The following is a 23,456-nucleotide window of genomic DNA, read 5'->3' as shown; positions in this document are numbered from 1 at the left end:
TGATGCTGCCAGGTCGGGGGTCCGCCAGCATCACGGGGTCGTAGTGGGTATCGACGCGGCTCTCCGCGGCGTTACACCCAGGATTCGCTGTGGTCTAGATCACTCACGTGAGTGACCCACCAACAGGTTGGTCCTGCAGGTCAGCGCATGAACGGCTGACGCGCCTGGGCGAGGGCGATGAGCTCCTGCCGGACCGTCGAGGTGGCCGCGGTGTCGATCGCCCGGTTCAGCGCCCGGCGAGTGCGAGCCTCGGCGCGACGAGCACGGAGCTTGGCGGCGATGTTGCTCATGGTCTCTTGCATCCCCTTCAGAGGTCTTCGGTGGCTGTGTCTCTAGTATGCACCTTTTTTCACAAGGAAGCCAACGAATCTGCGGTGACATGGGGCACTTGCCGAAGAATCATCGGCATTTTCCCGGAGATAGCCGGACAGATCGAGTGTTGGCAGTCACAAGCCGCTAACGCGCTAACACCCTCTACAGATATCTAGCAAAATCGCTATAAACCGCTAGGCAGCCGCATAGACAGCTAGCGAAGGGAAGATCCGCTCAGTCGCGGCCGAGCAGGTAGTGCCCGAAATGCGGCACGGTGAAGGCGATCTGCCCGCGTTCGGCGGAGTAGACCAGGCCTTTCTTCATGAGACTGTCGCGCGCCGGCGACAGCGACGAGGGCTTGCGCCCCAGGTAGACGGCCACATCGGCGGTGCCGGCGGCCTCGTCGCGGCCTTGGGTCAGCTCGGCCATCGCGAGCAGGTACTCGCGTTCGGCGGGCGTCGCGCGTTCGTAGCGCGACCCGAAGAACCCGACCGCCAGCTCGGATTCCGCCTCGGGCGCGGCGACCTGCACGTCCTTGACCGTGATCGGGTCGGCGGGCGCGGCGTCCCAGGCGGCCTTGCCGTAGGCCTGGATGAAATACGGATAGCCGCCGGACGCGTCGAAGAGCGCGTCGAGCGCCTCCGGTTCGATCCCCGCGTCCTCGCGTTCGATCGGAGCCATCACCGCGTAGTCGGCGTCCTCGCGGCTGAGCCGGTCGATGCGCGAGTAGCGGAACAGCCGCTCGGAGTACGACTTCGACGCCGACAAGACCGCCGGGACATGCGGCAGTCCAGCCCCGACCACGACCAGCGGTGCACCGGATTGCGACAGCTCGTGGCAAGCCGCGCACAGCGCCGAAACGTCGTCCGGCTGCAGATCCTGAATCTCGTCGATCAGCAGCGCGACGCCGGTGCCGACGTCCGCAGCCAGTTCGGCGACGTCGGTGAACAGTTCGACCAGGTCGATCTCGATGTCGCCGGAATCCGCCCGGCCCTGCGCGGCGGGCACGTCGATGCCGGGCTGCCAGCGGTCGCGCAGCTTCGCGTCCGGCTTGTTCGCCTTGAGCGCGAACGCCTTCAGCACCCCGAGCACTTCCTCGACCCGGTCCGGCGCCCGATGCCGCACGGCGAGGTCGCGGATGGCCCGATGCAATGCCGCCGACAGTGGACGCCGCAGTTCCGCGTCCGGTCGCGCCTCGATCTTGCCCGCACCCCAGCGGTGCCGGACGGCCATCGACCGCAACTCCCCCAGCAGCACCGTCTTGCCGACGCCGCGCAGGCCGGTCAGCACGAGACTGCGCTCCGGCCGTCCGCGAGCGACGCGTTCGAGCACGACCTCGAACGCCTTCAGCTCCCTTTCCCGGCCTGCCAGCTCCGGCGGCCGCTGCCCGGCGCCGGGCGCGAAGGGATTGCGGATGGGGTCCACTCTGTCACCGTATCGAGGTATCTAGAGCTAGCCCGATATTCGCGCATATACAGCTAGTGCGTGTCGCCGAAGGATGGGCGGGTCTGCAGCCCCGTCCATCCTTACCCCCAGCGCACCTTCTGACGGAGCGTTAGTCCGTCAGGTTCCGTTCCGCGTAGATCTTCATCGCGTCGCGGATGTACTCGGCCGTGCCGGGGCCGTGCTTCTCGTCGTACGAGCCGTACCGCGGGTCGTCGACATACAGCTGTCCGAGACCGGCGAAGTAGCCCTTCGAGACGGTCCCAGCAGCCGGTCGCAGCCAGGCGTACAGCCGCGCGGTGACCGCTTGCGTCTCGTCCGAACCAGCGTCGTACCCGCTCTTGCGCGCGGCTCCGAACGCCGCCGAGATGTCCAGCTGTTCCTGCTGGAAGGCCTTCTTGTCGTCCTCGGTCAGCGACCGCCACCACTGGTCGCCCTTGCGGTAGGCGTCGGCGCCCCAGCGTTGGGTGACCTCTTCCTGGTACTGGGTGTGGTCGAACCCGTCGAACATTTCCTCTGCCATCAGTTGTTCACCTCCTTTCAGTTTTCGAAGCGTGGTCCGCACGGAATCGATCTGCCGCCCGATCCGCTGCTGCTCTTGTTTCAGCAGCACGAGGTGCGTTTCGAGCGCCGCGACGCCGTCGCGTTGGCCGTCGAGCACCTCGGCGATGGCGGGCAGACCCAAGCCCAGGTCCCGCAACAGCAGGATCCGCTGCAACCGGACGAGTGAGTTCTCGTCGTAGTAGCGGTAGCCGTTGCCGCCGATCCGCGTCGGCGGCAGGAGCCCGACGGCGTCGTAATGCCGCAGGGTCCGGCTCGTCGTGCCCGCGGACCGGGCGATGTCCTGGATCGACCATTCCTTCCTGACCACGGCTTCGACGGTAGAGGTTGACGCAGCGTCAAGGTCAAGCCCGCAGCCCGCTAGAGCTGTCTAAGCAAATCTAGGGTCAGAGCAATATTCAGCTAGGTATCGCTAGCTCGGTTCGGCGGGCGGCGTGGCGGGCAATCCCGGTTGTAGGTTCTTCTACAGGGATTCCAGACCAGAGAGGCGAGACCGTGATACTGCGCCGGGTGGCACGTCCACTGCTCGCGTCGATCTTCGTGTTCGGCGGCATCGGTGCCCTGCGCGACACCCAGGGCCACGCGAAGGCGGCCGAGCCGTTCCTCACCGAGACCTTCGACAAGGTCGAGGGCCTGGTTCCGGACCAGGTCCCCCGTGATCCGGCCACGCTGGTGCGGATCGACGCGGCGGTCAAGATCGGGGCCGGGCTCGCGCTGGCGAGCGGCAAGGCCCCGCGGCTGGCGGCGGTGGCGCTGCTCGGGTCGCTGGTGCCGACGACGCTGGCCTCGCACCGGTTCTGGCAGCTGACCGATCCGGGCGAGAAGCAGGCCCAGCAGATCCAGTTCTTCAAGAACGCGTCGCTCGCTGGCGGGTTGCTGCTGGCCGCGGGCGACACGGCGGGCAAGCCGTCGCTGGGCTGGCGGGCCCGGCGCGGGGCGAAGAAGGCGGGCAAGCGCGCCGACAAACTGGCCAAGCGTGCCGAAAAGTCGCTCACCGACTGACTTGGCTAAACGTCCGTGAGGGGAACCCTGAGGGACTCTGATTCCCTCAGGGTTCCCCTCACGGACCTTGGCCTACTTCTCCAGGATCGCGGTGACGCCCTGGCCGCCAGCCGCGCAGATGGAGATCAGGCCGCGCCCGGAGCCCTTCTCGTTCAGCAGTTTCGCGAGCGTCGCGACGATCCGGCCGCCGGTCGCGGCGAACGGGTGCCCGGCCGCCAGCGAGGAGCCGTTCACGTTGAGCTTGGTGCGGTCGATCGAGCCGAGCGGCGCGTCGAGGCCGAGCTTTTCCTTGGCGAACGCCGGGTCCTCCCACGCCTTGAGCGTGGCGAGCACCTGCGACGCGAACGCCTCGTGGATTTCGTAGAAGTCGAAGTCCTGCAACGTCAATCCGGCGCGCTCAAGCATCCGCGGCACCGCGTACGCCGGAGCCATCAGCAGGCCCTCGTCGCCGTGCACGTAATCGACTGCGGCGGTCTGGCTGAACGTCAGGTACGCCAGCACCGGCAGATTGTGCGCCTTCGCCCACTGCTCGGTCGCAAGCAGGACGGTCGAAGCGCCGTCGGTGAGCGGCGTCGAGTTGCCCGCCGTCATGGTGCCGTCCGGGCCGCCGTAGACCGGCTTGAGCTTGGCGAGCTTTTCGACCGAGGAGTCCGGGCGGAGGTTCTGGTCGCGGGCGAGCTTGAGGAACGGCGTGACCAGGTCGTCGAAGAACCCGCGGTCGTAGGCGGCGGCGAGGTTGCGGTGACTGGCCGCGGCCAGCTCGTCCTGCGCCTCGCGGGTGACGTCCCAGACCTGCGCGGTGAGCGCGGCGTGCTCCCCCATCGACAAGCCGGTGCGCGGTTCGGCGTTGCGCGGGATTTCCGGCACGATGTGGCCCGGCCGGAGCTTCGCGACCAGCTTGAGCCGGTCGGCGAGCGTCTTCGCCGCGTTGAGCTGCACGAGGATCTGCCGCAGGTCGGCGTTCACCGCCAGCGGGGCGTCACTCGTGGTGTCCACGCCGCCCGCGATCGCCGAATCGATTTCCCCGAGCGCGATCTTGTGGGCGACGTTGATGACTGCCTGCAATCCGGTGCCGCACGCCATCTGCACGTCCGACGCGGCCGTCGCGGGCGAGAGCTTGCTGCCCAGCACGCTTTCGCGGGCGAGGTTGAAGTCCTTGGAGTGCTTGAGCACCGCGCCGGCGGCGACCTCGCCGATCACCTCGCCCTGCAGCGAAAACCGGCTGACCAGACCGTCCAGCGCGGCGGTGAACATGTCCTGGTTCGAGGCCCGGGAGTACGGGCCGTTCGACCGCGCGAAGGGGATCCGGTTCCCGCCGACGATCGCGACCTTGCGTACCGCCGCGGTTTTCCTGGTCGCCATGCCGTCCACCTCTCTGGAGTCGTGCCTTTCACACTGTAACCTACTAGCGAGTAGGTTAGACTGCGACGTGACGCAGACTGCACGGGAGGCACGTGATGGCGGACAGGTACCAGCAGTTCACTAAGACCCCGCTGGGGAAGTTCGTGGTGCCGAAGCTCGGCCTGCCCAACCCCGCGACGTTGCGCCGGTACCGTCCCGGCCAACCCGCACTCGAGGGTCCCGCACTTCTCGGCGCCGCGCCGGGCGGACGGCTGGAGAAAACCGTCCGGGCGCAGCTCACCGAAGCGGGCATCGAGGTAATCAGCGCGCCCGCCGACCGGCACGCGGCGCTGGTTTTCGACGCCACCGGCGTGAAGGATCCGGGACAGCTGCGTGAGGTCTACCGGTTCTTCCACCCGGTGATCCGCAAGGTGGGTTCATCGGGTCGGGTGGTCGTGCTCGGCACGCCGCCGGAGCTGGCCGAGGGCCGTGAGCGGATCGCGCAGCGCGCGCTGGAAGGGTTCGTCCGCTCGGTCGGCAAGGAACTCAAGCGCGGCGCGACGGCGCAGCTGGTGTACGTCGCCGAGGGAGCTGAGGACGCGGCCGAGTCGACGCTGCGGTTCCTGCTGTCGGCGAAGTCGGCGTTCGTGGACGGCCAGGTCATCCGCGTCGGCACGAACGCGAAGACCGCGCCCACCCCGGAGAACTGGGAAAAGCCGCTGGACGGCAAGGTCGCGCTGGTCACCGGTGCGTCGCGCGGCATCGGCGAGGCGATCGCCGAAACGCTCGCCCGCGACGGCGCGCACGTGGTCGCGCTGGACATCCCCGCGCAGGGCGGCGATCTGTCCACTGTGGCCAATCGAATCGGCGGTTCGGCGCTGCAGCTGGACATCACCGCCGCGGACGCGCCCGCGAAGCTGGCCGAGTACCTGACTTCCCGCCACGGCGGCGTGGACATCGTGGTGCACAACGCCGGTATCACCCGCGACAAGACGCTCGGCAACATGACCGAGGGCGGCTGGGATTCGGTGATCTCGGTGAACCTCGCCGCGCAGCTCGCGGTGAACGACAAGCTTCTCGGTGACAAGATCCTGCGCGAAAACGGCCGTATCATCGGGGTTTCGTCCATTGCCGGCATCGCGGGCAATGTCGGCCAGACGAACTACGCGACGTCGAAGGCGGGCGTGATCGGGATGGTGAACGTCGGCGCGCCGCAACTCGCGGAGTACGGCGGCACGATCAACGCGGTCGCGCCCGGATTCATCGAGACCAAGATGACCGCCGCGGTCCCGCTGTTCATCCGCGAGGCCGGACGGCGGCTGTCGAGTCTCGGTCAGGGCGGGCTGCCGGTGGACGTCGCGGAAACCATTGCCTGGTACGCCAATCCGGCGTCGGCCGCGGTCAACGGGAACCTGGTCCGCGTGTGCGGCCAGGCGCTGCTGGGGGCGTGAGGATGGCTGTTCGTGAAGTGACGAGCGCGCCAAGCCTGGCGACGCTGTACCCGAAAGCCCTGCTGCGCCGAGGCGGCGGCTCGACCCTGCCGAGCACGGAGTTGGTGCGCCCCGAGGTCGTCGTTGATCCGGCACATGTCGCGGCCTACAACGAAGTCTGCGGATTCCGCTTTTCGGACGAGCTGCCCGCGACGTATCCGCACATGCTGGTCTTCGGACTGCAGATGGCGCTGATGACCGAGCCGGGTTTCCCATTCCCGCTGCTGGGCTTGGTGCACGTCGAGAACCAGATCACGCAGCACCGTCCGCTGCTGCTCGGCGAGACGTTCCGGGTGAGCGTGCGCGCGGAAAACCTGCGCCCGCACGAAAAAGGCAGCCAGTTCGACATGGTGAGCGAGGTCCACTCGGGCGCGGACACCGTGTGGAGCGAGGTGTCGACTTATCTCCGCCGCACGGGCTCAGGTTCTGGCGCTAGTGGCCCGCGCACCCAGCTGACGCCCCCGAAACCGTCCGCTCTGTGGCACGTGCCGGGTGACATCGGCCGCCGCTACGCCGAGGTGTCCGGCGACCGCAACCCGATCCACCTGCACCCGCTGACCGCGCGCCTGTTCGGCTTCCCGCAGGCGATCGCGCACGGGATGTGGACGAAGGCGCACGCGCTGGCGTCCTTCGAGGGACGGCTGCCGGATGCGTACCGCGTCTCGGTGCGGTTCAAGCAGCCGGTATTGCTGCCCGGCCGCGCGGCCTTCACGACCTGGCAGACCGACGACGGGTGGGCGTTTGAGCTGTGGCACGCGCGGAAGCCGAAACCGCATTTGGACGGGGTGATCTCAGCCCTCTGAGGGCTTCCAGACCAGCCCCTCCACAAGGTCGTTGAACCCCAGCCACACCAGGTTCATCAGCCAGGACGCGAGCACGCCGTCGGAGATTTCCGGGTGGTCCAGTGCCCAGTCGGCCAGCGATTCCGCCGCACCGACCAGCGCGGCGGCCAAGCCGGGGCCGGAGAATTCCGTCTGCTCGCCCAGGCCCTTGCGCGTTCCCGCGGCCACCACGAGCGCCGCGACCAGTTCGATCGCGCGCGTGCGCATCGCGGTGATTTCCGCCGCGAACCCGCCGCCGACCGTCAACGCCTGGCGGTGCAGCACCGTCCAGGACTCGCGGTACTCGGCGACGAAGCGGTAGAACGAGCGCAGGCCGTGCCACAGCTGCATGTCCGGCGGCAGGTCGGGCTGCACGCCGGCCTGGATCGCCTCCAGCAGGCGGGTCGCTTCGCGCTGGATGCTCTTGCCGAAGAGGTCTTCCTTCGAGCCGAGGTAGGTGTAGATCATCGGCTTGGAGACGCCCGCGACCTCGGAGATCTCGTCCATCGACGCGGAGTGGTAGCCGTGCTGGGAGAACACCTGCACCGCGGCGTCCAGGATCTGGCGTTCACGGACCGCCCTCGGGAGCCGTCTCGCTCGCTCGGGTGGGCGCTGATCTTCGTCGGGCACAGTGTTTCTTCCTCCCTCTCCTGCACGGACGGTACCCGGAGCCGGGGCCGTGGCGTTGCTTGCCGGGCTACCTACTCACCGGTAGCCTTACGGCGGAAAGTTCCGGAAGGGGTGGAAGATGGCCGACAACCCGGAGGCGACCAGCTCTGACCTGGCCGGCCTGCGCGGGGTCGCGCTGCTGGACGCGTTGGACCGCACCGAAGCCGTCGACGCGAGCGCGCTCGACGTCAACGCGGTCGCGGACGCCATCGACCCCCGTGAGCTGGGCCGATCCGATATGAACCGGCTGCTGGCGGCTCTGGTCCGGCTGTCGGAGCAGGTGCCGGCGTTCTCGCTGGACAAGGTCGACCCGACGAAGTTCGCCACGCTGGTCGCGCGGGCGTCGCGGGCGCAACTCGAAGCCGTGGTCGCCGAACGCGCGCTGCGGGAGCGAGTACTGGACGAGATCTTCGCGCGCATGGGAGCGCACATCCGTGCGAAGTCGCTGCGCGCGGTGGTGCACTGGCGGCTGTCCGGCGGCACCGGCGAGGGCGGCTACGACCGCTACGAGACGGTGCTTTCCGACGGAACCTGCACTGTGTCCCGCGAAATGCGCGAGAAACCCCGCGTGACGATTACGCTTTCGCCCGTGGACTTCTTCCGCATCATCACCCACCAGGCCACGCCCGCGGTCCTGTTCGTGACCGGAAAACTGAAGGTCAAGGGCGACCTGGCCTTCGCAGCCGGGTTGGTCGGCCACTTCGACCTCCCCCGACCGGCCTGAGCCGCTCCGGTGTCCCGCTGGCGCTCGCGCATGCGTGCCGCGCACTCACCCGGTGAGCACGCGGTGAACGGTTTCGCCCGCACCCTCGAGGTGGGCAAGCTGACGCCGGAGCAGTTTGTGCAGGTCCTGGAGACGCTGCACATGCTCGGCACGGCCGGAGCCGGCATCGACATCGGCTCGCTGACCACGCAGGCCCTGGTCGACGTCGTGGCCGCGGCGACCCGCGAGCAGCTGAAAGGCATCGCCGACCACGACGAGCTGCGCGCGGTGTTCCTGGACGAGATCTTCCGCCGGATGTCGGAACACTTCCGCCCGGAACGAGCCCGGCACGTGGACATCGTGGTCTCCTGGCGCTTCCCCGCCGGAGACGATTTCGACCGCTACCAAACGGTCATCGAAGACGGCCTGTGCGTGTCGAGCACCGACTTGGCTCGGACTCCGGACACGACGATCACGGTGGCGGTCGAGGACTTCATCCGCATGGCGACCGGGAACGCTGCCGTGGCGACGATGTTCGTGACGGGAAAGGTGAAGGTCAAGGGCGAGTACGCGCCGGCGGTGCGGTTGTCGGGGTATTTCGACATTCCTAAGCCGACTGGGGCGGACTAGCCCGCGGCTTCCAAGCTCATTTCCCCACGTGCCAACGGCATCAGGTAATTCTCCGACAGCCACTGCACCACCGGCACGCACACCGCGTCCCCGAAACCGAACAGGGCCTGGTTGTTCCGCAGTCCCTCCAGCGCGTACTTCCCGGCGCCCATCAGCCGCGCGTACTCGCGTGGCGTCATCCACCGGACCCGCACTGAGCCGCGGCCTGCCTGCACGACGGCCTGTTTGGACGACCCGCCGCGGGCAGTGCGGAGGCAGCCGGAGATGTCGTCCGGCCGGACTTCCCACACTGGCTTTCCGTTGCGAGTCCGCCGGTAAGCCGTCCGGTACACCAGCTTCTTTCCCGCCTGCAACTGCGTCAAGCGCTCCAGTTGGAGCGGCGAGAGGGATCCGACGAACGCGTCAGCACGCAGAGGCGTCCACCAGCGTTCGTCATCGGCGGAGAGGCGTTCGACGGCTGCGGACAGCCCGGTGACCAGCAGCGGAGGGGGCGCGGGAAGAGCGGCGCGATGTGTCCGTAGCGAAGGGTCGAGTGCGAGCCAAGTCGGGCGCAGCGGTGAGGGCGCAGGCGAATCGGAGGGCGGATTCTGCGCGCCGACGATGAACAACCGCGGCCGCGACTGCGGGACGAATCGCCGGGCGTCCAGGGTCAGGACGTCGGCGGAGTACCCGAGCCGGTTGAGTTCGTGGATCGCCGCACGGAGGTCGTCGCCGCCGTGGCTCGTGGCTAGGCCTACGACGTTTTCCAGCGCTACCACCGGCGGACGGTCGGGGCCCAGTTCGTCGAGGATGCGGGTGAACTCCCAGAACGTCGACGAGTGTGAGCCCGCCAGGCCGCGGCGCCAGCCGGCCAGCGAGAGGTCTGTGCAGGGGAAAGACGCCCAGGCCAGGCTGAGGCCCGAGGGCAGGTCGGCACCGCGCAGGGCGGCGACGTCGCCCAGTACGTACTCGTGCGCGCCCTGGTCGTTGAAGTGTGCCTCGTACATGGCTTGCTTCGCCGGTTCGATGTCGTTGGACCACGCGACGTCGAAGCCTGCCGGTTCGAGGCCTAGGCGCACGAGACCGATGCCCGCGAAGAACTCCGCGGCGGTGGGCTGACCCGGTAGAGGCATGGCGCCAACATTAATGGGGCCGACGTTCCTGCACGGTCTCGATCACCCGCGACGCGGCGACATCGGTCGCTTCGTGTTCCCAGATTCGCACGGACAGCCAGCCCGCTTCGAGCAGCAACTGATCGGTATTGGCGTCTCGGCGGCGGTTGGTTTCGATCTTGGTCCGCCAATAATCCGCGTTGTTCTTCGGCCACGTGCCGTGTTCCGGGCAGCCGTGCCAGAAACAGCCGTCCACGAAAACCGCGACGCGGGAGGGGCCGAACACCAGGTCAGCCTCGCGGCGGACACCTTTGACCGGACGTCGGTGCACCCGATAGCGGAACCCGGCGGCGTGCAGGATCTTGCGCAGCGCTATTTCGATCCCGGTGTTGCGGGACTTCTGTTTGCTCATCCGGGCGCTCACCGCGGAAGTCGTTACCAGCCGCTCCACGGGAGTCATTGTGGCAAAGACTCAGCCTTCGACGATCCGGCCTTCGATCACCGGGTGGTTCGACGGCCGCGGCTCGTCGGCGACAACCTCGCTGTCCACCACCATCACCGGGCCGCGGCGCTGGTTGGCGTACCGGACGGCGCGCTTCTCCGCGCGGCGCAGCCAAAACCGCCGGGCGACCGAGCGGGTCGGCGGCAGCAGGAACAGCAGGCCCAGCACGTCGCTGACGAAGCCGGGGACCATGATCAGCACGCCGCCGAGCGCGACGAGCATGCCGTCGGTCAGTTCCTTCTCCGGGTTGCGGCCGGACTGCGCGGTCGCCATGAACGCGCGCATCGCCTTGCCGCCCTCGCGGCGCGCCAGCCACGAGCCCACGAACGCGCCCGCGATCAGCAGAGCGATCGTGCCGAGCACACCGACGACCGAGCCGACCGCCCAGATGGCGGCGACTTCAGCGATGACGTAGAGCAGGAACACGACAGCCATACCAGGTGAACGAACGAGTGCCGCGATTTGCTCCCGGACCGCTAACACCGCAGGTCAGAGTTTCGGGGTGGCTGCCGATCGCTCGGTCAGGAGAGGCGAGGACGGCCGCAGCATTTCTTGTACTTCGCGCCCGAGCCGCACCAGCAGGGCTCGTTGCGCGCGGGGGGCCAGCTCAGCGCGCCGCCTTTCTCGAAAATCTCGTTCATGCAGGCCAGCCGGGTGTCTTCCGCGGCCGGGTCGCTACCGGTGCGAGTCGCGAACTCCCGGAGCTTCGCGGTGGTCAACGGGACCATCAAGATCCGGGCGATGCCCGTCTCGGACAGCTCCCGGTTGGCGGCCTCGCGGTCGGCGATGACGGTGTCCGCCTCGGGGTGTTGAACCAGGTGCGGCCAGGCCTCGTGCGCGCGGGGAATCTCGTCACGGGGCCAGAACAACACTCGCACTTCCCCCGGAGGCGCTGGCTCGGCGGAAGCACCGACCAGAGCCCCGGCCCGCTCGGACAGGCCCTGGACCGACTCGTCCAGCTCGTCCGGAGGCAACCCCAGCGCGTGGCGCACCCGCCGGCGACCAGTCACGACGTTGTCCGCGTGGGAGAAGAATCCGAACTCCGTGTTCCGGTCGGCCAGCTCCTGCTTCGACAGCCGGGCCACGGCCAGGTCGAACCAGGTCAGCGCTTGCTGAAGCTCTCCGAGGTGTTCCAGCAGCTCAGCGGCCAGGTGATACGGCACCGGGGAGGACAGTTGCTCGCACCGCAACTCGTCCAGCTGGGTCTGGGCCTGCTCGGCCCGGCCGAGATCGAACAGCACCTCGGCGAGGTTTACTCGGGCGTTGCCGCCTTCCTCGCCGCCCAGTGCGACAGCCTGCGTCAGCAGTGCGACGGCACGGTCGTCATCACCGGCCTGCCGCCACGCCTGGGCTGCCTCGAGCAGGATCTGCCCCCGCTCACCGGGATACTGCTCCAGCTCTGCTTCCAGTTGTGCGGCGATCGCCGCGGCCGATTCCGTCGTCATGGGAGGGCACTGTATTCGTGGCTCGGCAAGTGATCACCGCAGGTGCTGGCGCGACGCGAAAGGTGGCCGGGGATGAGAACGCCGGTCCAGGTCAGAGGGTCCGCAGGAACGCGGACACCTCGCGGGGCGAGCGCAGCAGCACCTGCCGTGCGGACGGGGCTCCGGCGGCGATCCGGTGCAGCATCAGCGGGCGGCGGGTCGGCCACTTCCAGATCCATTGGACCAGTTCGGCGTCGATCTTCGACACGCATCCGGCGGCCTGCGTCTCCTGGCCCCATTCGCGCAGTTGCCGCCGCACCGCGCGGAACAGGCAGGCGTAGCGGGAGGCGTCCAGCAGCACGACGGTGTCGGCGAACGGCAGGCGCAGGTCGAAGGTCTTGCTGTAGTTGCCGTCGATCACCCAACTGTCCGTGCTGGCAGCCTCGGCGACCGCGGCGCGGAACTCCTCTGGCGGGGCCTCGACCCAGCCGGGACGCCAGTAGAGCCGGTCCAGATGCGTGACCGGGATGTCGAGGGCGGCACCGATTTGCCTGGCCAGGGTGGACTTTCCGGCCCCGGAACACCCGGTGACCATGATGCGTCGCCCCATGGCAGGCAAGCCTAGAACCAGATCGGGAGGAAACTCGCGGCAATTAGTCCGAGCACCAGGAGATCCGGTCCTCGAACGAGTTGCCGTACCAGTCCAGCGGGGATCAAGACGCCCTCGTACAGCACCATGCCCATCGAGCTGAAGTCCAGCGGTCCGCGGGTCACCGAGCGCACGGCGGACAGCGCGGCGACCAAGGCCGCCACGGCCGCGCCGATCGACGCCGGGATGCCGAGCAGCAGGACGACTCCGGTCCAGAGCAGGGCGAGGACGCACAGAAAAGCGCAGGTCACAGCATGTAGCCGCAGATCGGACGCGGCCAGCCAGCGACGCAGCCCGGGCACTCGATGCAGTTGGGCGATCGGGGCGGTGAACGGCAGCAGCCCGAGGTAGCCGCCGATGCCGATCAGCCAGACCGAGGTGACGGCAGGGAAGGTCGCGTGGGTGGCGACGACGGCGAGAGCCAGGAAGACCGGCAGGCCGAGTGCGGAGCGCCGGGCGAGGACTCCGGTGAGGACGTACCGGATGACGACGAATCGGCTGGCGAGCGCGTTTCGCCACGGCACTGGGCGGCCCGCTGGGAGCAACGCCCAGACGTCCAGGAAGGCGGCGGATGTCCGGCGCACCATGCGTTCGGTGTGGTGCCGGATCAAGGTGTCGCGAGAAACCGTGTGCGGCAACGAAGAGGAGCGGGCCAAGGCGATCGCCAAGAGAACAGCGGCGAGCACGTATGTCCACAGTGGAATGATCAGCGGCAGCGCGAGAGTCAGTGGCAGCAGGGATTCGCCGGGGAACGAGCGGCGGCGGCCCTGCACCAAGGCCAGCGCGGCGATGACCACGAAAAGCACCACCGGGCCGACGAGCGAGCTGGGAAAGCCGATGAGCATCCCGGAAACGGCGAAGAAGTACGCAGCGACCGCGAAGCGGGCCGCCCAGTCCAGGACGAGCCGTCGGGTGAGAGTGGCAGGACGCTGGTCGTCGAAATCGTCCCAGGTCAGCGTGGCTGGATGCGCCCAGACATATCCGCGACGCAGCGTCGCTCGCCAGGCCAGCGCGAGGCCGGTGCACAGCACGAGCATGCTGCCGAGCGTGCCCACCGGTGCGCCGCCGATCAGCTGGCTTCGCACCAGTTCGGTGTTGTAGAACGGCGATCCCAGCAAGCCGACCGCGATGACCAGCGCCAGGACCAGGTCCGGGCGTTTCACAGGTCCACCACGTAATCCGCGACCTCGTCCGCGAGCGGCGGGTGATGGCTCGCCACGACGACCGCCGCACCGCGTTGGGTGCTGGTGCGGACCAGCGTGGACAGCCAGGCGCGTCCCTCTGCGTCGAGGGCGCGTTCCGGTTCGTCCAGCAGCAGCACCTCGTGCGGACGCGCGACCGCCGCGTGCAGCAGGAGCCGACGCCGTTGTCCGGCGGAGAGTTCCGACGCGGGCACATCGGGAGCCGGGACCGGGCCGTCGGCCAGTTCGCCGCCGAAGGAATTGCGCAGCAGGTCGAGATGCTGGCGCGGCGTGAGTTCGTCGAAGAGCGCCGAATCGTCGAAAAGGACGGAAACCCGGCGGCGGAAAGCGGCGGACCGCTCGTCCGGCGGTCCGCCGCAGACGGACACGGAACCGGACGTCGGCGCCTGATTCCCGTAGAGACAGCGCAGCAATGTCGACTTGCCCGCCCCGTTGGCACCGCGGACGACCAGGCATTCGCCGGCGTCGACGGCCAGGTCGAGACCGCTGAACAGCGCTGTCTCGCCCGCGGTGACCCCCAGGTCTTGAGTGGTGATGAGCACGAAACCCCCTCGGCTGATCACCCCAAGATAATCACTTCAAGTACGCCTCCGCTTGCAGCGTGAACAATTCCGCGTACCCGGCGTCGGCCGCCATCAGTGCTTCGTGCGTGCCGTACTCCGCGACCTTCCCGTGGTCAAGCAGCAGAATGCGCTCGGCCTGGCGGACCGTCGAGAAGCGATGCGAGATGTACAGCGTCGTCCGGCCGCGCGACAACGTGTCCAGCCGGTCGAACAGGTCGTGCTCGGCTTGGGCGTCCAAAGCAGACGTCGGCTCGTCCAGGATCAGGATCGGGGCCTCGCGCTGGAAGGCCCGGGCCAGCGCGATTTTCTGCCATTCGCCGCCGGACAGCGACACGCCCTGGTCGAACCAGCGGCCGAGCGGGCTGTCGTAACCCGTTGGCAGCCGGGCGATGCGCTCGTCGGCTCCGGCTCGGCGGGCGGACTCCTCGATGTGCTCGCGATCGGTGAGCCGGTTCAGATCGCCGAGGCCGATGTTCTCCGCCGCGGTACCTTGGTACGTCACGTAATCCTGGAACATCGCGCTGATCTTGGTGCGCAGCTGCACCGGGTCGTACTCGCGGATGTCCACGCCGTCCAACAGAATCCGGCCCGCTGTCGGGTCATACAGCCGACACAGCAGCTTGAACAGCGTCGACTTGCCCGCGCCGTTGCGGCCCACCACGGCGACGGTTTCGCCAGGACGGATCTCGAAGCTCACCCCGTGCAACGCCGGTTCGTCCGCGCCTGGATAGCTGAAGCTCACCGACTCGAACTGGATGTGTCCATCCACAGTGGACGGAAGCGGTCGCGGCTTCGCCGGTGCGGTGATTTCCGGTTTGGTGTCGAGGAATCGGTACAGCGTGTCCAGATAGAGATTGTTCTCGTACATCCCGGAAAACGCGGTGAACAGCCCGGTCACCGAGCTTTGCACAGACGTCGCGGCGGCGGTGTACAGCGCCAGGTCGCCCAGCGTGAGCCGGCCGCCCACGGCTTCCAGCGCGATGTACAACGCGATCCCCGAGCCGACCAGCGTGCTCAGCAATCCCCACGACGTCGAGCTGACATTTCGTTTCACCGTCAGCTTCCGCTGCCGGTCGTAGGCCACCACGCCCAGCTTCCGGAACCGGTCCACGAAGTACGGACCGAGGCCGAACAGCTTGGTCTCCTTGGCATACGTGTCCGTAGTGACCAAAGAGGACAGATAGTCCATCCGCCGTTTGATCGGCGACATCATGAAGGTGAGCCAGAACGCCCGCGAGCCGTACTTCGACTGCGAGATGAACGCCGGAATCGGGGCCAGCAAAGCGACCAGCGCGAGCAACGGACTGATCGACACCAGCAGCGCGATCATGCTGGCGAAGGTGATCAGCGTCCGGATCAGGCCGAGCGCCGAGGTCATCATCGACAACGGACGCGTCGGCGCTTCCTGCGCGGCCTGGCGCAGCATGTCGTACGACGTCGAACCCTCGAAGTACGCCAGGTGCAGGTCGCTCGCGTGCTGCATGACCTGGTGCCGGATGGTGAGCGTCATCCGTTCCTGCAGCAGGGATTGCGCGATCGTGGTGAGCGAGCTGCTGATCGCGGTCGCCGCCAGCACGCCGAACTGGAACAGCGTGATGCGCACGATGTCGGCCGTCGACCCGTGATGCTGGATCGCCGCGACCACCGAGTCCAGCAGGATTTTCGCGAGGTACGCGGTGACCGTCGGCAGCAGGCCGGACGCCAGCGTGATCACCGCGAGCACGATGGTCAGCGTCGGGCTGGCCTGCCAGGTCAGCCTCGCGACTTTCGGCAGTCCGCGGACGGTGCCGGCGATCGAAGTGCGCATCCGCGACAGCCGCGCCCGCAGGCCTTTCGGCTGTTCCGGCTGTTCCGGTTCCGGGATGTCGACCGGCCCGGTGAGACCGCTGTCCGGCACGGATTGCGCCATCCTGCGGCGACCGCGGCGGCCGAGGGCCATCTCGATCCCGCCCCCACCGCCGGGGATCACGCCAGCACCGAACCGTGCAGGAAGACGTCGATGACCTCGTCGGTGGTCGGGGAACCGGGCATTTGCCGGGACTGGGTGAACAGCAGCGCCAGGAACAGCGACGCGGCCTTGTCCACCGGCAGCCGCAGCCGGGCGGCGTCCGGAACGAACAGCTCCCGTACCGCGCGCTGCATCGCCTCAAGCGACTCGCGCCGGCTGTCCCCGGTCACCGACTTGCGGTTGCGCGCCTCCTCTATCGCGCGCGGCCGTCCCTTCATGGTCGCGGCCATCACCGCGCCCATCCGCTGCAGGTGCGCGTTCATCGCTTCGGCAGCCTCCGCCAGGCGCTTCTCCAGCGGCAGCTCAGCCGGGATCTCCCCGATCATCTCCAGCGCCTCCGCCGGATTGAGCGCGGCTTCCACACACGCGTCGAACAGTTCGTCCTTGTCCTTGAAGACCCGGAAGATGGTGCCCTCGCCGATCCCGGCGGCCCGGGCGATCTGCGCGGTCGTCACCCCGTGGCCGTGCTCGACGACCAGCGGAAGCACCGCGCGGACGATCATCCGCCGCCGGTCGTCCGGCGCCATCCCCGGCGCTCTTTTCCTCGTTTCCATGTTTGCCACGGTACGGAGTGAGCACTCACTCCGTCAACTGGGCAAAGCGAAGGCCGTGCCCGGATGGACACGGCCCTCGGCTCAGTACGTGATCGCGACCGCCGGATCGGCGAGCAGCGCGCCGACGTCGGCGAGGAACTCCGACCCCTGCTGCCCGTCGACCACCCGGTGGTCGAAGCTCAGCGACAACTGCATCACCTTGCGCACCTTGATCTCGCCGTCGACCACCCACGCGGTGTCGCGGATGGCCCCGACCGCCAGGATCGCCGACTCGCCCGGGTTGATGATGGGCGTGCCGGTGTCGACGCCGAACACGCCGACGTTGGTGATCGTGAACGTGCCGCCCAGCATCGCCGCCGGCGTCGTCTTGCCCTCGCGCGCGACGTCGGTCAGCTCGGTGAGCGCGACCGCGAGTTCCTTGAGCGACAAGGAATCCGCGTCCCGGATCTTCGGCACCACGAGACCGCGCGGGGTCGCCGCCGCGATGCCGAGGTGCACGTAGTCCTTGTAGACGATCTCCTGCGCGGCCTCGTCCCACACCGCGTTGACGTCCGGCGTGCGCTTCGCCGCGAGGCACACGGCCTTCGCCGCGAACACCAGCGGAGTGAGCTTGACGCCGCTGAATTCACGCGACTTCTTGAGCTTCTCGCGCAGCTCCATCATCGGCGTGACGTCGATGGTGAGGAACTCCGTGACGTGCGGAGCGGTGTACGCGCTCTGCACCATCGCGGCCGCGGTCGCCTTGCGGACGCCCTTGATCGGCACGCGCCGCTCGCGGGTGGCCGGGTCATAGCCCGCAGTGTCCACAGTGGACACTTTGGGTGCAGCGGAACCGTTTGCGGCGGCGTGCACGTCGTCGCGGGTGATCACACCGCCGTCCGCGCTGCCGGTGAGCGAATGCAGGTCGACGCCGAGGTCCTTGGCCAGCTTGCGGACCGGCGGCTTGGCCAGCGGGACGTAACCGCCGCGCGGGGCTTCGGCCACCGGTGCGGGAGCCGCCGCCACGGGAGCGGGTGCCGGAGTCGCAGCGGGAGCCGCGGCGGCACCCTTGCGCGCCCGCCGGGTAGTCCCGGCCGCCTTGGAGCCGTAGCCGACCAGCGGCTTCATCTCCTCCTCGGCCGGAGCCGGAGCGGACTCAGCCGAGGCAGCAGCGGCGGGAGCGGGAGCGGCTTTCCCGTCGGGATCCACGTCCACGGTCAGGATCGTCGTCCCGACCTCCACCGTCTGTCCCGGCTCGACGTGCAGCTCGGTGACCACCCCGGCCCACGGGATCGGCAGCTCGACAGCCGCCTTCGCGGTCTCGACCTCGACCACGATCTGGTTGACCGTGACCGTGTCGCCCGGCTTGACGCGCCAGGCGAGGATGTCGGCTTCAGTCAGCCCCTCCGCCGTGTCCGACAGGGGGAATTGTTTGTACTCGGGCATTTCTGATGCAACCCCCTTACCAGGCGAGCGAGCGGTCGACAGCGTGCAGGACCCGGTCGAGGTCGGGGAGGTAGTGCTCCTCGAGCTTCGCAGGCGGGTACGGCGTGTCGAATCCGGTCACGCGCAGGACGGGGGACTCAAGGGAGTAGAAGCATTCCTGCTGAACCCGGGCGGCGATTTCCGAGGTCAGCGAGGATTCCGACGGCGCTTCGCTGACCGCGATGAGCCGTCCGGTCTTGCGGACCGACTCGAACACCGGCCCGAGGTCGAGCGGCGAGAGCGTGCGCAAGTCGATGACCTCCAGCGACTTGCCCTCGGCTTCGGCGGCCGTGGCGGCCTCGAGCGCCACCTTCACCGACGGGCCGTACGCGACGACCGTGGCGGAGGTGCCCTCGCGGACCACCTGCGACGAGAACACTCGCGACGGTGCCGTCGAGGTGTCGACCTCCATCTTCAAAGCGCCCGAGTGGTACAGCTTCTTGGGCTCGAAGAAGAGGATCGGGTCGTCCGAGCGGATCGCCTCCTGGATGCCCCAGTAGGCGTCCACGGCGTTCGCGATCGACACCACCTTGAGCCCGGCGATGTGCGAGAACAGCGATTCCGGCGATTCCGAGTGGTGCTCCACCGCGCCGATCCCGCCGCCGAACGGCACCCGGATCACGACGGGCATCTTGACCTTGCCCTGCGTGCGGTAGTGCAGTTTCGCCAGCTGCGAGGAGATCTGGTCGAAGCCGGGGAAGATGAAGCCTTCGAACTGGATCTCGCACACCGGCCGGAATCCGCGCACGGCAAGGCCGACCGCGGTGCCGATGATGCCCGACTCGGCGAGCGGCGTGTCCAGCACGCGCTGCTCGCCGAAGTCCTTCTGCAGTCCGTCGGTGATCCGGAAGACGCCGCCGAGCTTGCCGACGTCCTCCCCCATGATCAGGACCTTCGGGTCCTCCTCCATCGCGCGGCGGAGACCGAGGTTGATCGCCTTGCCGATCGTGAGCTTCTGCAAGTCAGTCATCAGTGTTCACCTGCCGCGGCGAAACCGTCGAGATAGGCCAGATACTCCTCGCGCTGCGCTTCCAGCACCGGCGAAGGTTCTGCGTATACCTGGGAGAACACCCGCTCCGGCGGCGGCTCGGGCATGTTGAACGTGTAGTCGCGCAGGTCGGCGGCGAACTGGTCGGCCTCGGCCTGGACGCTGTCGAAGAACGCCTGGTCGGCGTGGCCGTTGCGAGCCAGGAACGCGCGCACGCGCTCGATCGGGTCCTTGAGCTTCCACTCCTCCAGCTCGTCGGAGAGCCGGTAGCGGGTGGGGTCGTCGGTCGTGGTGTGCGCGTCCATCCGGTAGGTGAACGCCTCGATCAGCACCGGGCCGTTGCCGTGCCGGCATTCCTCCAGCGCCCACCGGGTGACGGCGAGGCAGGCGAGGACGTCGTTGCCGTCCACGCGGATGCCGGGGAAGCCGTAGCCGCGGGCGCGCTGGTACAGCGGCAGCCGCGACTGGCGTTCGGTCGGCTCGGAAATCGCCCACTGGTTGTTCTGGCAGAAGAAGACCAGCGGTGCGTCGTACACCGCGGCCCAGACGAAACCTTCGTGCACGTCGCCCTGCGAAGTCGCGCCGTCACCGAAGTAACAGATGGTGGCCTCGCCACCCTCGTCGCCGACCTTGCCTTCGAACTTCTGGCCCATCGCATAACCGGCGGCGTTGAGCACCTGGTTGCCGATCACGATGGTGTACGGGTGGAACCCGTGCGCCCGGTAGTCCCAGCCGCTGTGGTCGGTGCACCGGAAAATCCCGATCAGGTCGCGCATGTCGACGCCGCGGGTGTAGGCGACGCCGTGCTCGCGGTAGCTCGGGAAAGCCATGTCCCGCGGCTGCAGCGCGCGACCGGACCCGACCTGCGCGGCTTCCTGGCCGAGCAGCGGCACCCAGATGCCCAGCTGCCCCTGGCGCTGCATCGCGTTGGCCTCGCGGTCCGCGCGGCGCACCAGCACCATGTCGCGGTAGAGGTTCTTCAGCGTTTCGTCGTCCACGTCCTCGACGTAGCGGTCGAACCGCTCGGACGGGACCCGCTGGCCCTCGGGGGTGAGCAGCTGAGTCAGCTCAGCGCCACCTTCGCTTGTCGCTCGCAAACCGGCGATCACCTGTTCGGGGGAAGGCTGGGCCGCTACGGCGGCCGGCCCGTCTCCAGGTTCCGGGTGCGTCCACTGTTCGGACGGCATGAGCTGTTCTCCTCGGTGTCGGTGCCTCTGACGGCCGCTTGTGGCGGCCACAGCGACTGCACCGGCGGGGACCGGCTCCTCGGGTCCGAGGCTCCCGGTCATCGTCGGCGTTGACGGTTCGTGGCCACATCCTGGCACGAGAATTGCTCCGATGGAGAGCGGGAGTTGCTGATTTGTTGCTGAGAAAACCTCGCTGAACAGGGAAAACGTTTGGAAGCCCGAGTATGGGAGAGGCGATGGTCGGGCGGCCATCCCGCGTCCTACCTGCCCTCGTGAGTGCCTATCGCGGTTAGAACCGCGATAGGCACTCACGACGTTCACTCGTGCCGGTGACGTCGGTCACCGTGGCAAGATGGCGCTGTGGAACAAAAATCCGTACGCGAATCCGTGGTCTCGACGTGGATCAACGACGTCACGCCGAGCCTGTCCGGTCTGGTCGCGATCCCCGCGCTGTCCCCGGCGTTCGACGCGGACTGGGCGTCGACCGGGCATCTCGCCGCCGCCGTCCAGCACGTCAAGGCCTACCTCGAAGGGCGCGACCTGCCGGGCGCGCGGATCGAGGTCGTCGAGCTGGAAGGCCGCTCCCCGCTGCTGTTCGTCGACGTTCCGGCCACCCCGGGCGCGACAGACAAGGGCACCGTCCTGATGTACGGCCACCTCGACAAGCAGCCCCCGGTCGGCGGCTGGTCCGAAGGCCTCGACCCGTGGACGCCGGTCATCCGCGATGGTCGCCTGTACGGCCGCGGTTCGGTCGACGACGGCTACTCCGGGTACGCGGCCAGTGCCGCGGTGGAAGCAGTGCACGCGGCCGGCGGCGAGCACGCGCGAATCGCGCTGCTGCTGGAAACCGGCGAGGAATCCGGCAGCCCCGATCTCCCCGCGTACCTGGAGCACCTGAGTGCCCGGCTCGGCGAAGTCAGCCTCGTCGTCTGCCTCGACGCGGGCGGCATGGACTACGAGCGGCTGTGGCTCACCACCAGCCTGCGCGGGATGGTGCACCTGACGGTCAACGTCCAGCTGCTCGCCACCGCACAGCACTCCGGCCTGGCCAGCGGTGTCGTCGCCAGCTCGTTCCGCGTGCTGCGGCAGCTGCTGGAGCGGATCGAGAACGCGGAAACCGGCGAGATCAAGCTGTCCGAGCTGAACGTCGAGGTGCCGGCGAGCCGTCGCGCCGAGATCGAGGCGGTCGCGGAGGTGGCCCCGGAAGCGCTGCGCACCGCGTTCCCGTTGGTGAGCGGCGGAAAGACGGTGTCCGAGGACGCGCTTGAGCTGCTGCTGAACAACTACTGGCGACCGACGCTGTCGATCATCGGCGGCGAAGGACTTCCGCTGCCCGCCGAAGCTGGCAACGTACTGCGGCAGAGCACCACGCTCACGCTCAGCTTCCGCCTGCCGCCGACCGCGGTCGCGGAAGACGCGCTGGCGGCGATCAAGCGGGTGCTCACCACGGATGTTCCGTACGGCGCGAAGGTCACCATCGCCGAGGACCAGCAGGCGGAGAACGGCTGGAACGCGCCGGAGGAAGCCGCGTGGCTGACCGACGCGCTGCGCCGGGTCGACGACGAGGTGTTCGGCCGTCCGCATCGCGCGGCGGGCATGGGCGGGTCGATCCCGTTCATGGGCCTGCTCGGCGAGAAGTACCCGGAGGCGCAGTTCCTGGTCACCGGCGCGTGCGGGGCGGATTCCAACATCCACGTGCCCGACGAGTGGCTGAACCTGGACTACGCCCAGCAGGTCACCGAAGCGGTCGCGCACCTGCTGGACGCGCACGCCCGCAGCTGACCTCCCCTCGTGAGTGCCTATGCCGGTTCTAACCGGGATAGGCACTCACGAGGCCTCACGCAAGTTTGCCCAGCGCGTCGGCGATGCGGAGCTGCTCCGGGGCGAAGCGCTGGTACGAGAACGGCGTCTCGTTGTTCCACGGGATCAGCTTGCCCGCCTTCACCGCGGGCAGCTGCTGCCAGGTCGGGACGCCGCCGAGCCCGTCCGGCCCGAGCGAGAGCGATCCGCCGCGCGAGTCGTACATGATCACGTCGGCGGAGTACTTGCCGACGTTCTCCCAACTCACCTGCTCGTAATAGCCGCCCTGGCTTTCGTCGGGCTTCTCCGGCAGGACGAACTGCATCCCCTTTTCCTGGTAGTGCTTCGAGGTCGCGAACTTCGCCGGGTTGGCCACGTACGTCGTGTCCTTCTGCGCCGACAGCAGCAGCACCTTGAGCCCGGACGTTTTCTTGACCGCCTCGGCGAGCTTGGCGTCCGCGGCCTCGTACTTCTCCTTCGCCTGCCGGATCTCCGGCGTCGCGACGTCCGCGCCGAGCGCCTTCGCCAGCGCCTCGAACTTCGCGATCCCTTGCGGCATCGCGATGTCCTGGAGTCCAATGCCGACACTCGGCGCGGCCTTGTCGACCTTGTCCGCCATCGTGTCCGGCACGTACCACATTTGCTGCTTCAGGTAGATCACGCTGACCAGCAGCTGCGGGTTCAGCGAGACGAACTTGTCGAAGTTGAACTCGTTCCAGACGTTGCCGAGCGAGGTCACCGACTTCAGGTCGACGCCGCCCGCCTGCGGGTCGGTCTTGCCGTCCGGGAGCTTCGACGGGCCGAAGATGCCCACCGATTTCACGCCGAAGTCCCACAACGCGGCCGCGGCGGTCACCTGTGCGACGATCCGTTGTGGACGCTCGCCGCTGAGCTTGCGGCCGCGATCGTCGGTGAAGGACCAGCTCGCGCCGTCACCTGCGGCCGGCTGCTCGTCTTTGTACCCGCAGGCGCTCAGCAGGCCGAGGGTGCCCGCGGCGGCGGTGCCCGCGAGAAAGCCGCGGCGGGACAGCCGCGCCGGTGAGATGGTCATC

At 68.2% G+C, this 23,456-nt stretch carries 24 protein-coding genes; 6 read left to right on the top strand and 18 right to left on the bottom strand.

What is annotated here, in order from left to right; translation table 11 throughout:
* Positions 1-140 precede the first annotated feature (140 nt).
* The 3 genes from D0D37_RS47085 to D0D37_RS05705 form a co-directional block, all read right to left on the bottom strand.
* Positions 141-290, bottom strand: a complete 150-nt coding sequence (locus tag D0D37_RS47085) for a hypothetical protein (RefSeq protein WP_162836041.1) — start codon at positions 288-290, stop codon at positions 141-143.
* 256 nt (positions 291-546) lie between these two features.
* Entirely contained in the window at positions 547-1,737 is a 1,191-nt protein-coding gene (locus D0D37_RS05710; RefSeq protein ID WP_037809009.1) for an ATP-binding protein, read from the bottom strand.
* A 130-nt stretch (positions 1,738-1,867) separates the two neighbouring features.
* Positions 1,868-2,626, bottom strand: coding sequence for a MerR family transcriptional regulator (locus tag D0D37_RS05705; protein WP_116199462.1), 759 nt, complete (start codon positions 2,624-2,626; stop codon positions 1,868-1,870).
* 185 nt (positions 2,627-2,811) lie between these two features.
* On the opposite strand from D0D37_RS05705, the gene D0D37_RS05700 reads away from it, so the two are divergent.
* Positions 2,812-3,318, top strand: coding sequence for a DoxX family protein (locus D0D37_RS05700; RefSeq protein ID WP_116199461.1), 507 nt, complete (start codon positions 2,812-2,814; stop codon positions 3,316-3,318).
* Between the two features lie 72 nt (positions 3,319-3,390).
* Here D0D37_RS05700 and D0D37_RS05695 read toward each other — a convergent pair whose 3' ends face one another.
* Positions 3,391-4,680: an acetyl-CoA C-acetyltransferase gene (locus D0D37_RS05695; protein ID WP_116199460.1), complete on the bottom strand. Its 1,290-nt coding sequence runs from the start codon at positions 4,678-4,680 to the stop codon at positions 3,391-3,393.
* 95 nt (positions 4,681-4,775) lie between these two features.
* On the opposite strand from D0D37_RS05695, the gene D0D37_RS05690 reads away from it, so the two are divergent.
* Together D0D37_RS05690 and D0D37_RS05685 are read left to right on the top strand one after the other, a co-directional pair.
* Positions 4,776-6,110 carry a 3-oxoacyl-ACP reductase gene (locus tag D0D37_RS05690; protein WP_116199459.1) on the top strand — a complete coding sequence of 445 codons (1,335 nt, stop codon included), beginning with the start codon at positions 4,776-4,778 and terminating at the stop codon, positions 6,108-6,110.
* A gap of 2 nt (positions 6,111-6,112) precedes the next feature.
* Complete coding sequence (locus D0D37_RS05685; protein ID WP_116199458.1) at positions 6,113-6,952, top strand: MaoC/PaaZ C-terminal domain-containing protein; 840 nt, start codon at positions 6,113-6,115, stop codon at positions 6,950-6,952.
* Here D0D37_RS05685 and D0D37_RS05680 read toward each other — a convergent pair.
* Complete coding sequence (locus D0D37_RS05680; RefSeq protein WP_116199457.1) at positions 6,941-7,600, bottom strand: TetR/AcrR family transcriptional regulator; 660 nt, start codon at positions 7,598-7,600, stop codon at positions 6,941-6,943. The two genes, D0D37_RS05685 and D0D37_RS05680, sit on opposite strands and share 12 nt — an antisense overlap.
* A 118-nt stretch (positions 7,601-7,718) precedes the next feature.
* Here D0D37_RS05680 and D0D37_RS05675 point away from each other — a divergent pair, with 118 nt between their 5' ends.
* Together D0D37_RS05675 and D0D37_RS05670 are read left to right on the top strand one after the other, a co-directional pair.
* A complete protein-coding gene (locus D0D37_RS05675) occupies positions 7,719-8,363 on the top strand; it encodes an SCP2 sterol-binding domain-containing protein (protein ID WP_116199456.1) in 645 nt (214 codons plus the stop codon).
* A gap of 30 nt (positions 8,364-8,393) precedes the next feature.
* On the top strand, positions 8,394-8,972 hold the full coding sequence (locus tag D0D37_RS05670) for an SCP2 sterol-binding domain-containing protein (RefSeq protein ID WP_208719816.1): 579 nt from the start codon (positions 8,394-8,396) through the stop codon (positions 8,970-8,972).
* Here D0D37_RS05670 and D0D37_RS05665 read toward each other — a convergent pair.
* The 12 genes from D0D37_RS05665 to pdhA all read right to left on the bottom strand — a co-directional run bounded on the left by D0D37_RS05665 (position 8,969) and on the right by pdhA (position 20,604).
* Complete coding sequence (locus D0D37_RS05665) at positions 8,969-10,084, bottom strand: DNA cytosine methyltransferase (protein ID WP_116199454.1); 1,116 nt, start codon at positions 10,082-10,084, stop codon at positions 8,969-8,971. The genes D0D37_RS05670 and D0D37_RS05665 overlap by 4 nt on opposite strands.
* Before the next feature lie 10 nt (positions 10,085-10,094).
* Positions 10,095-10,523, bottom strand: coding sequence for a very short patch repair endonuclease (locus D0D37_RS05660; RefSeq protein WP_116199453.1), 429 nt, complete (start codon positions 10,521-10,523; stop codon positions 10,095-10,097).
* Positions 10,524-10,535: 12 nt separating this feature from the next.
* On the bottom strand, positions 10,536-11,000 hold the full coding sequence (locus tag D0D37_RS05655; protein ID WP_116199452.1) for an FxsA family protein: 465 nt from the start codon (positions 10,998-11,000) through the stop codon (positions 10,536-10,538).
* An 86-nt stretch (positions 11,001-11,086) separates the two neighbouring features.
* Positions 11,087-12,010: an SEC-C domain-containing protein gene (locus D0D37_RS05650; protein WP_116199451.1), complete on the bottom strand. Its 924-nt coding sequence runs from the start codon at positions 12,008-12,010 to the stop codon at positions 11,087-11,089.
* 91 nt (positions 12,011-12,101) lie between these two features.
* Positions 12,102-12,599 carry a P-loop NTPase family protein gene (locus D0D37_RS05645; RefSeq protein ID WP_116199450.1) on the bottom strand — a complete coding sequence of 166 codons (498 nt, stop codon included), beginning with the start codon at positions 12,597-12,599 and terminating at the stop codon, positions 12,102-12,104.
* An 11-nt stretch (positions 12,600-12,610) separates the two neighbouring features.
* On the bottom strand, positions 12,611-13,801 hold the full coding sequence (locus tag D0D37_RS05640) for a hypothetical protein (protein ID WP_116199449.1): 1,191 nt from the start codon (positions 13,799-13,801) through the stop codon (positions 12,611-12,613).
* Positions 13,798-14,382, bottom strand: coding sequence for an ABC transporter ATP-binding protein (locus tag D0D37_RS05635; RefSeq protein ID WP_244223398.1), 585 nt, complete (start codon positions 14,380-14,382; stop codon positions 13,798-13,800). The genes D0D37_RS05640 and D0D37_RS05635 overlap by 4 nt, the downstream gene beginning before the upstream one ends.
* Before the next feature lie 31 nt (positions 14,383-14,413).
* The gene (locus D0D37_RS05630; protein ID WP_244223397.1) at positions 14,414-16,312 is read right to left on the bottom strand and encodes an ABC transporter ATP-binding protein; all 1,899 of its coding nucleotides are present in this window, start codon (positions 16,310-16,312) and stop codon (positions 14,414-14,416) included.
* Positions 16,313-16,368: 56 nt separating this feature from the next.
* Positions 16,369-16,938 carry a TetR/AcrR family transcriptional regulator gene (locus D0D37_RS05625; RefSeq protein WP_162834096.1) on the bottom strand — a complete coding sequence of 190 codons (570 nt, stop codon included), beginning with the start codon at positions 16,936-16,938 and terminating at the stop codon, positions 16,369-16,371.
* A 108-nt stretch (positions 16,939-17,046) separates the two neighbouring features.
* Positions 17,047-18,390, bottom strand: a complete 1,344-nt coding sequence (locus D0D37_RS05620; RefSeq protein ID WP_116199446.1) for a dihydrolipoamide acetyltransferase family protein — start codon at positions 18,388-18,390, stop codon at positions 17,047-17,049.
* A gap of 16 nt (positions 18,391-18,406) precedes the next feature.
* Positions 18,407-19,399 (bottom strand): alpha-ketoacid dehydrogenase subunit beta, encoded by a 993-nt coding sequence (locus D0D37_RS05615; protein WP_116199445.1) that lies wholly within the window; start codon positions 19,397-19,399, stop codon positions 18,407-18,409.
* On the bottom strand, positions 19,399-20,604 hold the full coding sequence (pdhA, locus tag D0D37_RS05610) for a pyruvate dehydrogenase (acetyl-transferring) E1 component subunit alpha (protein ID WP_116199444.1): 1,206 nt from the start codon (positions 20,602-20,604) through the stop codon (positions 19,399-19,401). Before pdhA ends, D0D37_RS05615 begins: the two co-directional genes overlap by 1 nt.
* 360 nt (positions 20,605-20,964) lie before the next feature.
* On the opposite strand from pdhA, the gene D0D37_RS05605 reads away from it, so the two are divergent.
* Positions 20,965-22,386 carry a M20/M25/M40 family metallo-hydrolase gene (locus D0D37_RS05605; RefSeq protein ID WP_116199443.1) on the top strand — a complete coding sequence of 474 codons (1,422 nt, stop codon included), beginning with the start codon at positions 20,965-20,967 and terminating at the stop codon, positions 22,384-22,386.
* 55 nt (positions 22,387-22,441) lie between these two features.
* On the opposite strand, the gene D0D37_RS05600 is transcribed toward D0D37_RS05605, so the two are convergent.
* Positions 22,442-23,455 (bottom strand): ABC transporter substrate-binding protein, encoded by a 1,014-nt coding sequence (locus tag D0D37_RS05600; protein WP_116199442.1) that lies wholly within the window; start codon positions 23,453-23,455, stop codon positions 22,442-22,444.
* Position 23,456 lies beyond the last annotated feature (1 nt).

This window comes from Amycolatopsis circi (assembly GCF_003385235.1).
In the GTDB taxonomy this organism is placed as follows: domain Bacteria; phylum Actinomycetota; class Actinomycetes; order Mycobacteriales; family Pseudonocardiaceae; genus Amycolatopsis; species Amycolatopsis circi.
This window is presented reverse-complemented; position numbering and strand designations above follow the sequence as displayed.

What these genes read in the sequence shown, in the direction of transcription:
- D0D37_RS47085 (WP_162836041.1), bottom strand. Translation starts at nt 290, where the DNA reads ATGAGCAACATCGCCGCCAAGCTCCGTGCTCGTCGCGCCGAGGCTCGC.
- D0D37_RS05695 (WP_116199460.1), bottom strand. Translation starts at nt 4,680, where the DNA reads ATGGCGACCAGGAAAACCGCGGCGGTACGCAAGGTCGCGATCGTCGGC.
- D0D37_RS05690 (WP_116199459.1), top strand. Translation starts at nt 4,776, where the DNA reads ATGGCGGACAGGTACCAGCAGTTCACTAAGACCCCGCTGGGGAAGTTC.
- D0D37_RS05685 (WP_116199458.1), top strand. Translation starts at nt 6,113, where the DNA reads ATGGCTGTTCGTGAAGTGACGAGCGCGCCAAGCCTGGCGACGCTGTAC.
- D0D37_RS05675 (WP_116199456.1), top strand. Translation starts at nt 7,719, where the DNA reads ATGGCCGACAACCCGGAGGCGACCAGCTCTGACCTGGCCGGCCTGCGC.
- D0D37_RS05670 (WP_208719816.1), top strand. Translation starts at nt 8,394, where the DNA reads ATGCGTGCCGCGCACTCACCCGGTGAGCACGCGGTGAACGGTTTCGCC.
- D0D37_RS05665 (WP_116199454.1), bottom strand. Translation starts at nt 10,084, where the DNA reads ATGCCTCTACCGGGTCAGCCCACCGCCGCGGAGTTCTTCGCGGGCATC.
- D0D37_RS05660 (WP_116199453.1), bottom strand. Translation starts at nt 10,523, where the DNA reads ATGACTCCCGTGGAGCGGCTGGTAACGACTTCCGCGGTGAGCGCCCGG.
- D0D37_RS05655 (WP_116199452.1), bottom strand. Translation starts at nt 11,000, where the DNA reads ATGGCTGTCGTGTTCCTGCTCTACGTCATCGCTGAAGTCGCCGCCATC.
- D0D37_RS05650 (WP_116199451.1), bottom strand. Translation starts at nt 12,010, where the DNA reads ATGACGACGGAATCGGCCGCGGCGATCGCCGCACAACTGGAAGCAGAG.
- D0D37_RS05645 (WP_116199450.1), bottom strand. Translation starts at nt 12,599, where the DNA reads ATGGGGCGACGCATCATGGTCACCGGGTGTTCCGGGGCCGGAAAGTCC.
- D0D37_RS05630 (WP_244223397.1), bottom strand. Translation starts at nt 16,312, where the DNA reads ATGGCGCAATCCGTGCCGGACAGCGGTCTCACCGGGCCGGTCGACATC.
- D0D37_RS05625 (WP_162834096.1), bottom strand. Translation starts at nt 16,938, where the DNA reads ATGGCGCCGGACGACCGGCGGCGGATGATCGTCCGCGCGGTGCTTCCG.
- D0D37_RS05620 (WP_116199446.1), bottom strand. Translation starts at nt 18,390, where the DNA reads ATGCCCGAGTACAAACAATTCCCCCTGTCGGACACGGCGGAGGGGCTG.
- D0D37_RS05615 (WP_116199445.1), bottom strand. Translation starts at nt 19,399, where the DNA reads ATGACTGACTTGCAGAAGCTCACGATCGGCAAGGCGATCAACCTCGGT.
- pdhA (WP_116199444.1), bottom strand. Translation starts at nt 20,604, where the DNA reads ATGCCGTCCGAACAGTGGACGCACCCGGAACCTGGAGACGGGCCGGCC.
- D0D37_RS05600 (WP_116199442.1), bottom strand. Translation starts at nt 23,455, where the DNA reads ATGACCATCTCACCGGCGCGGCTGTCCCGCCGCGGCTTTCTCGCGGGC.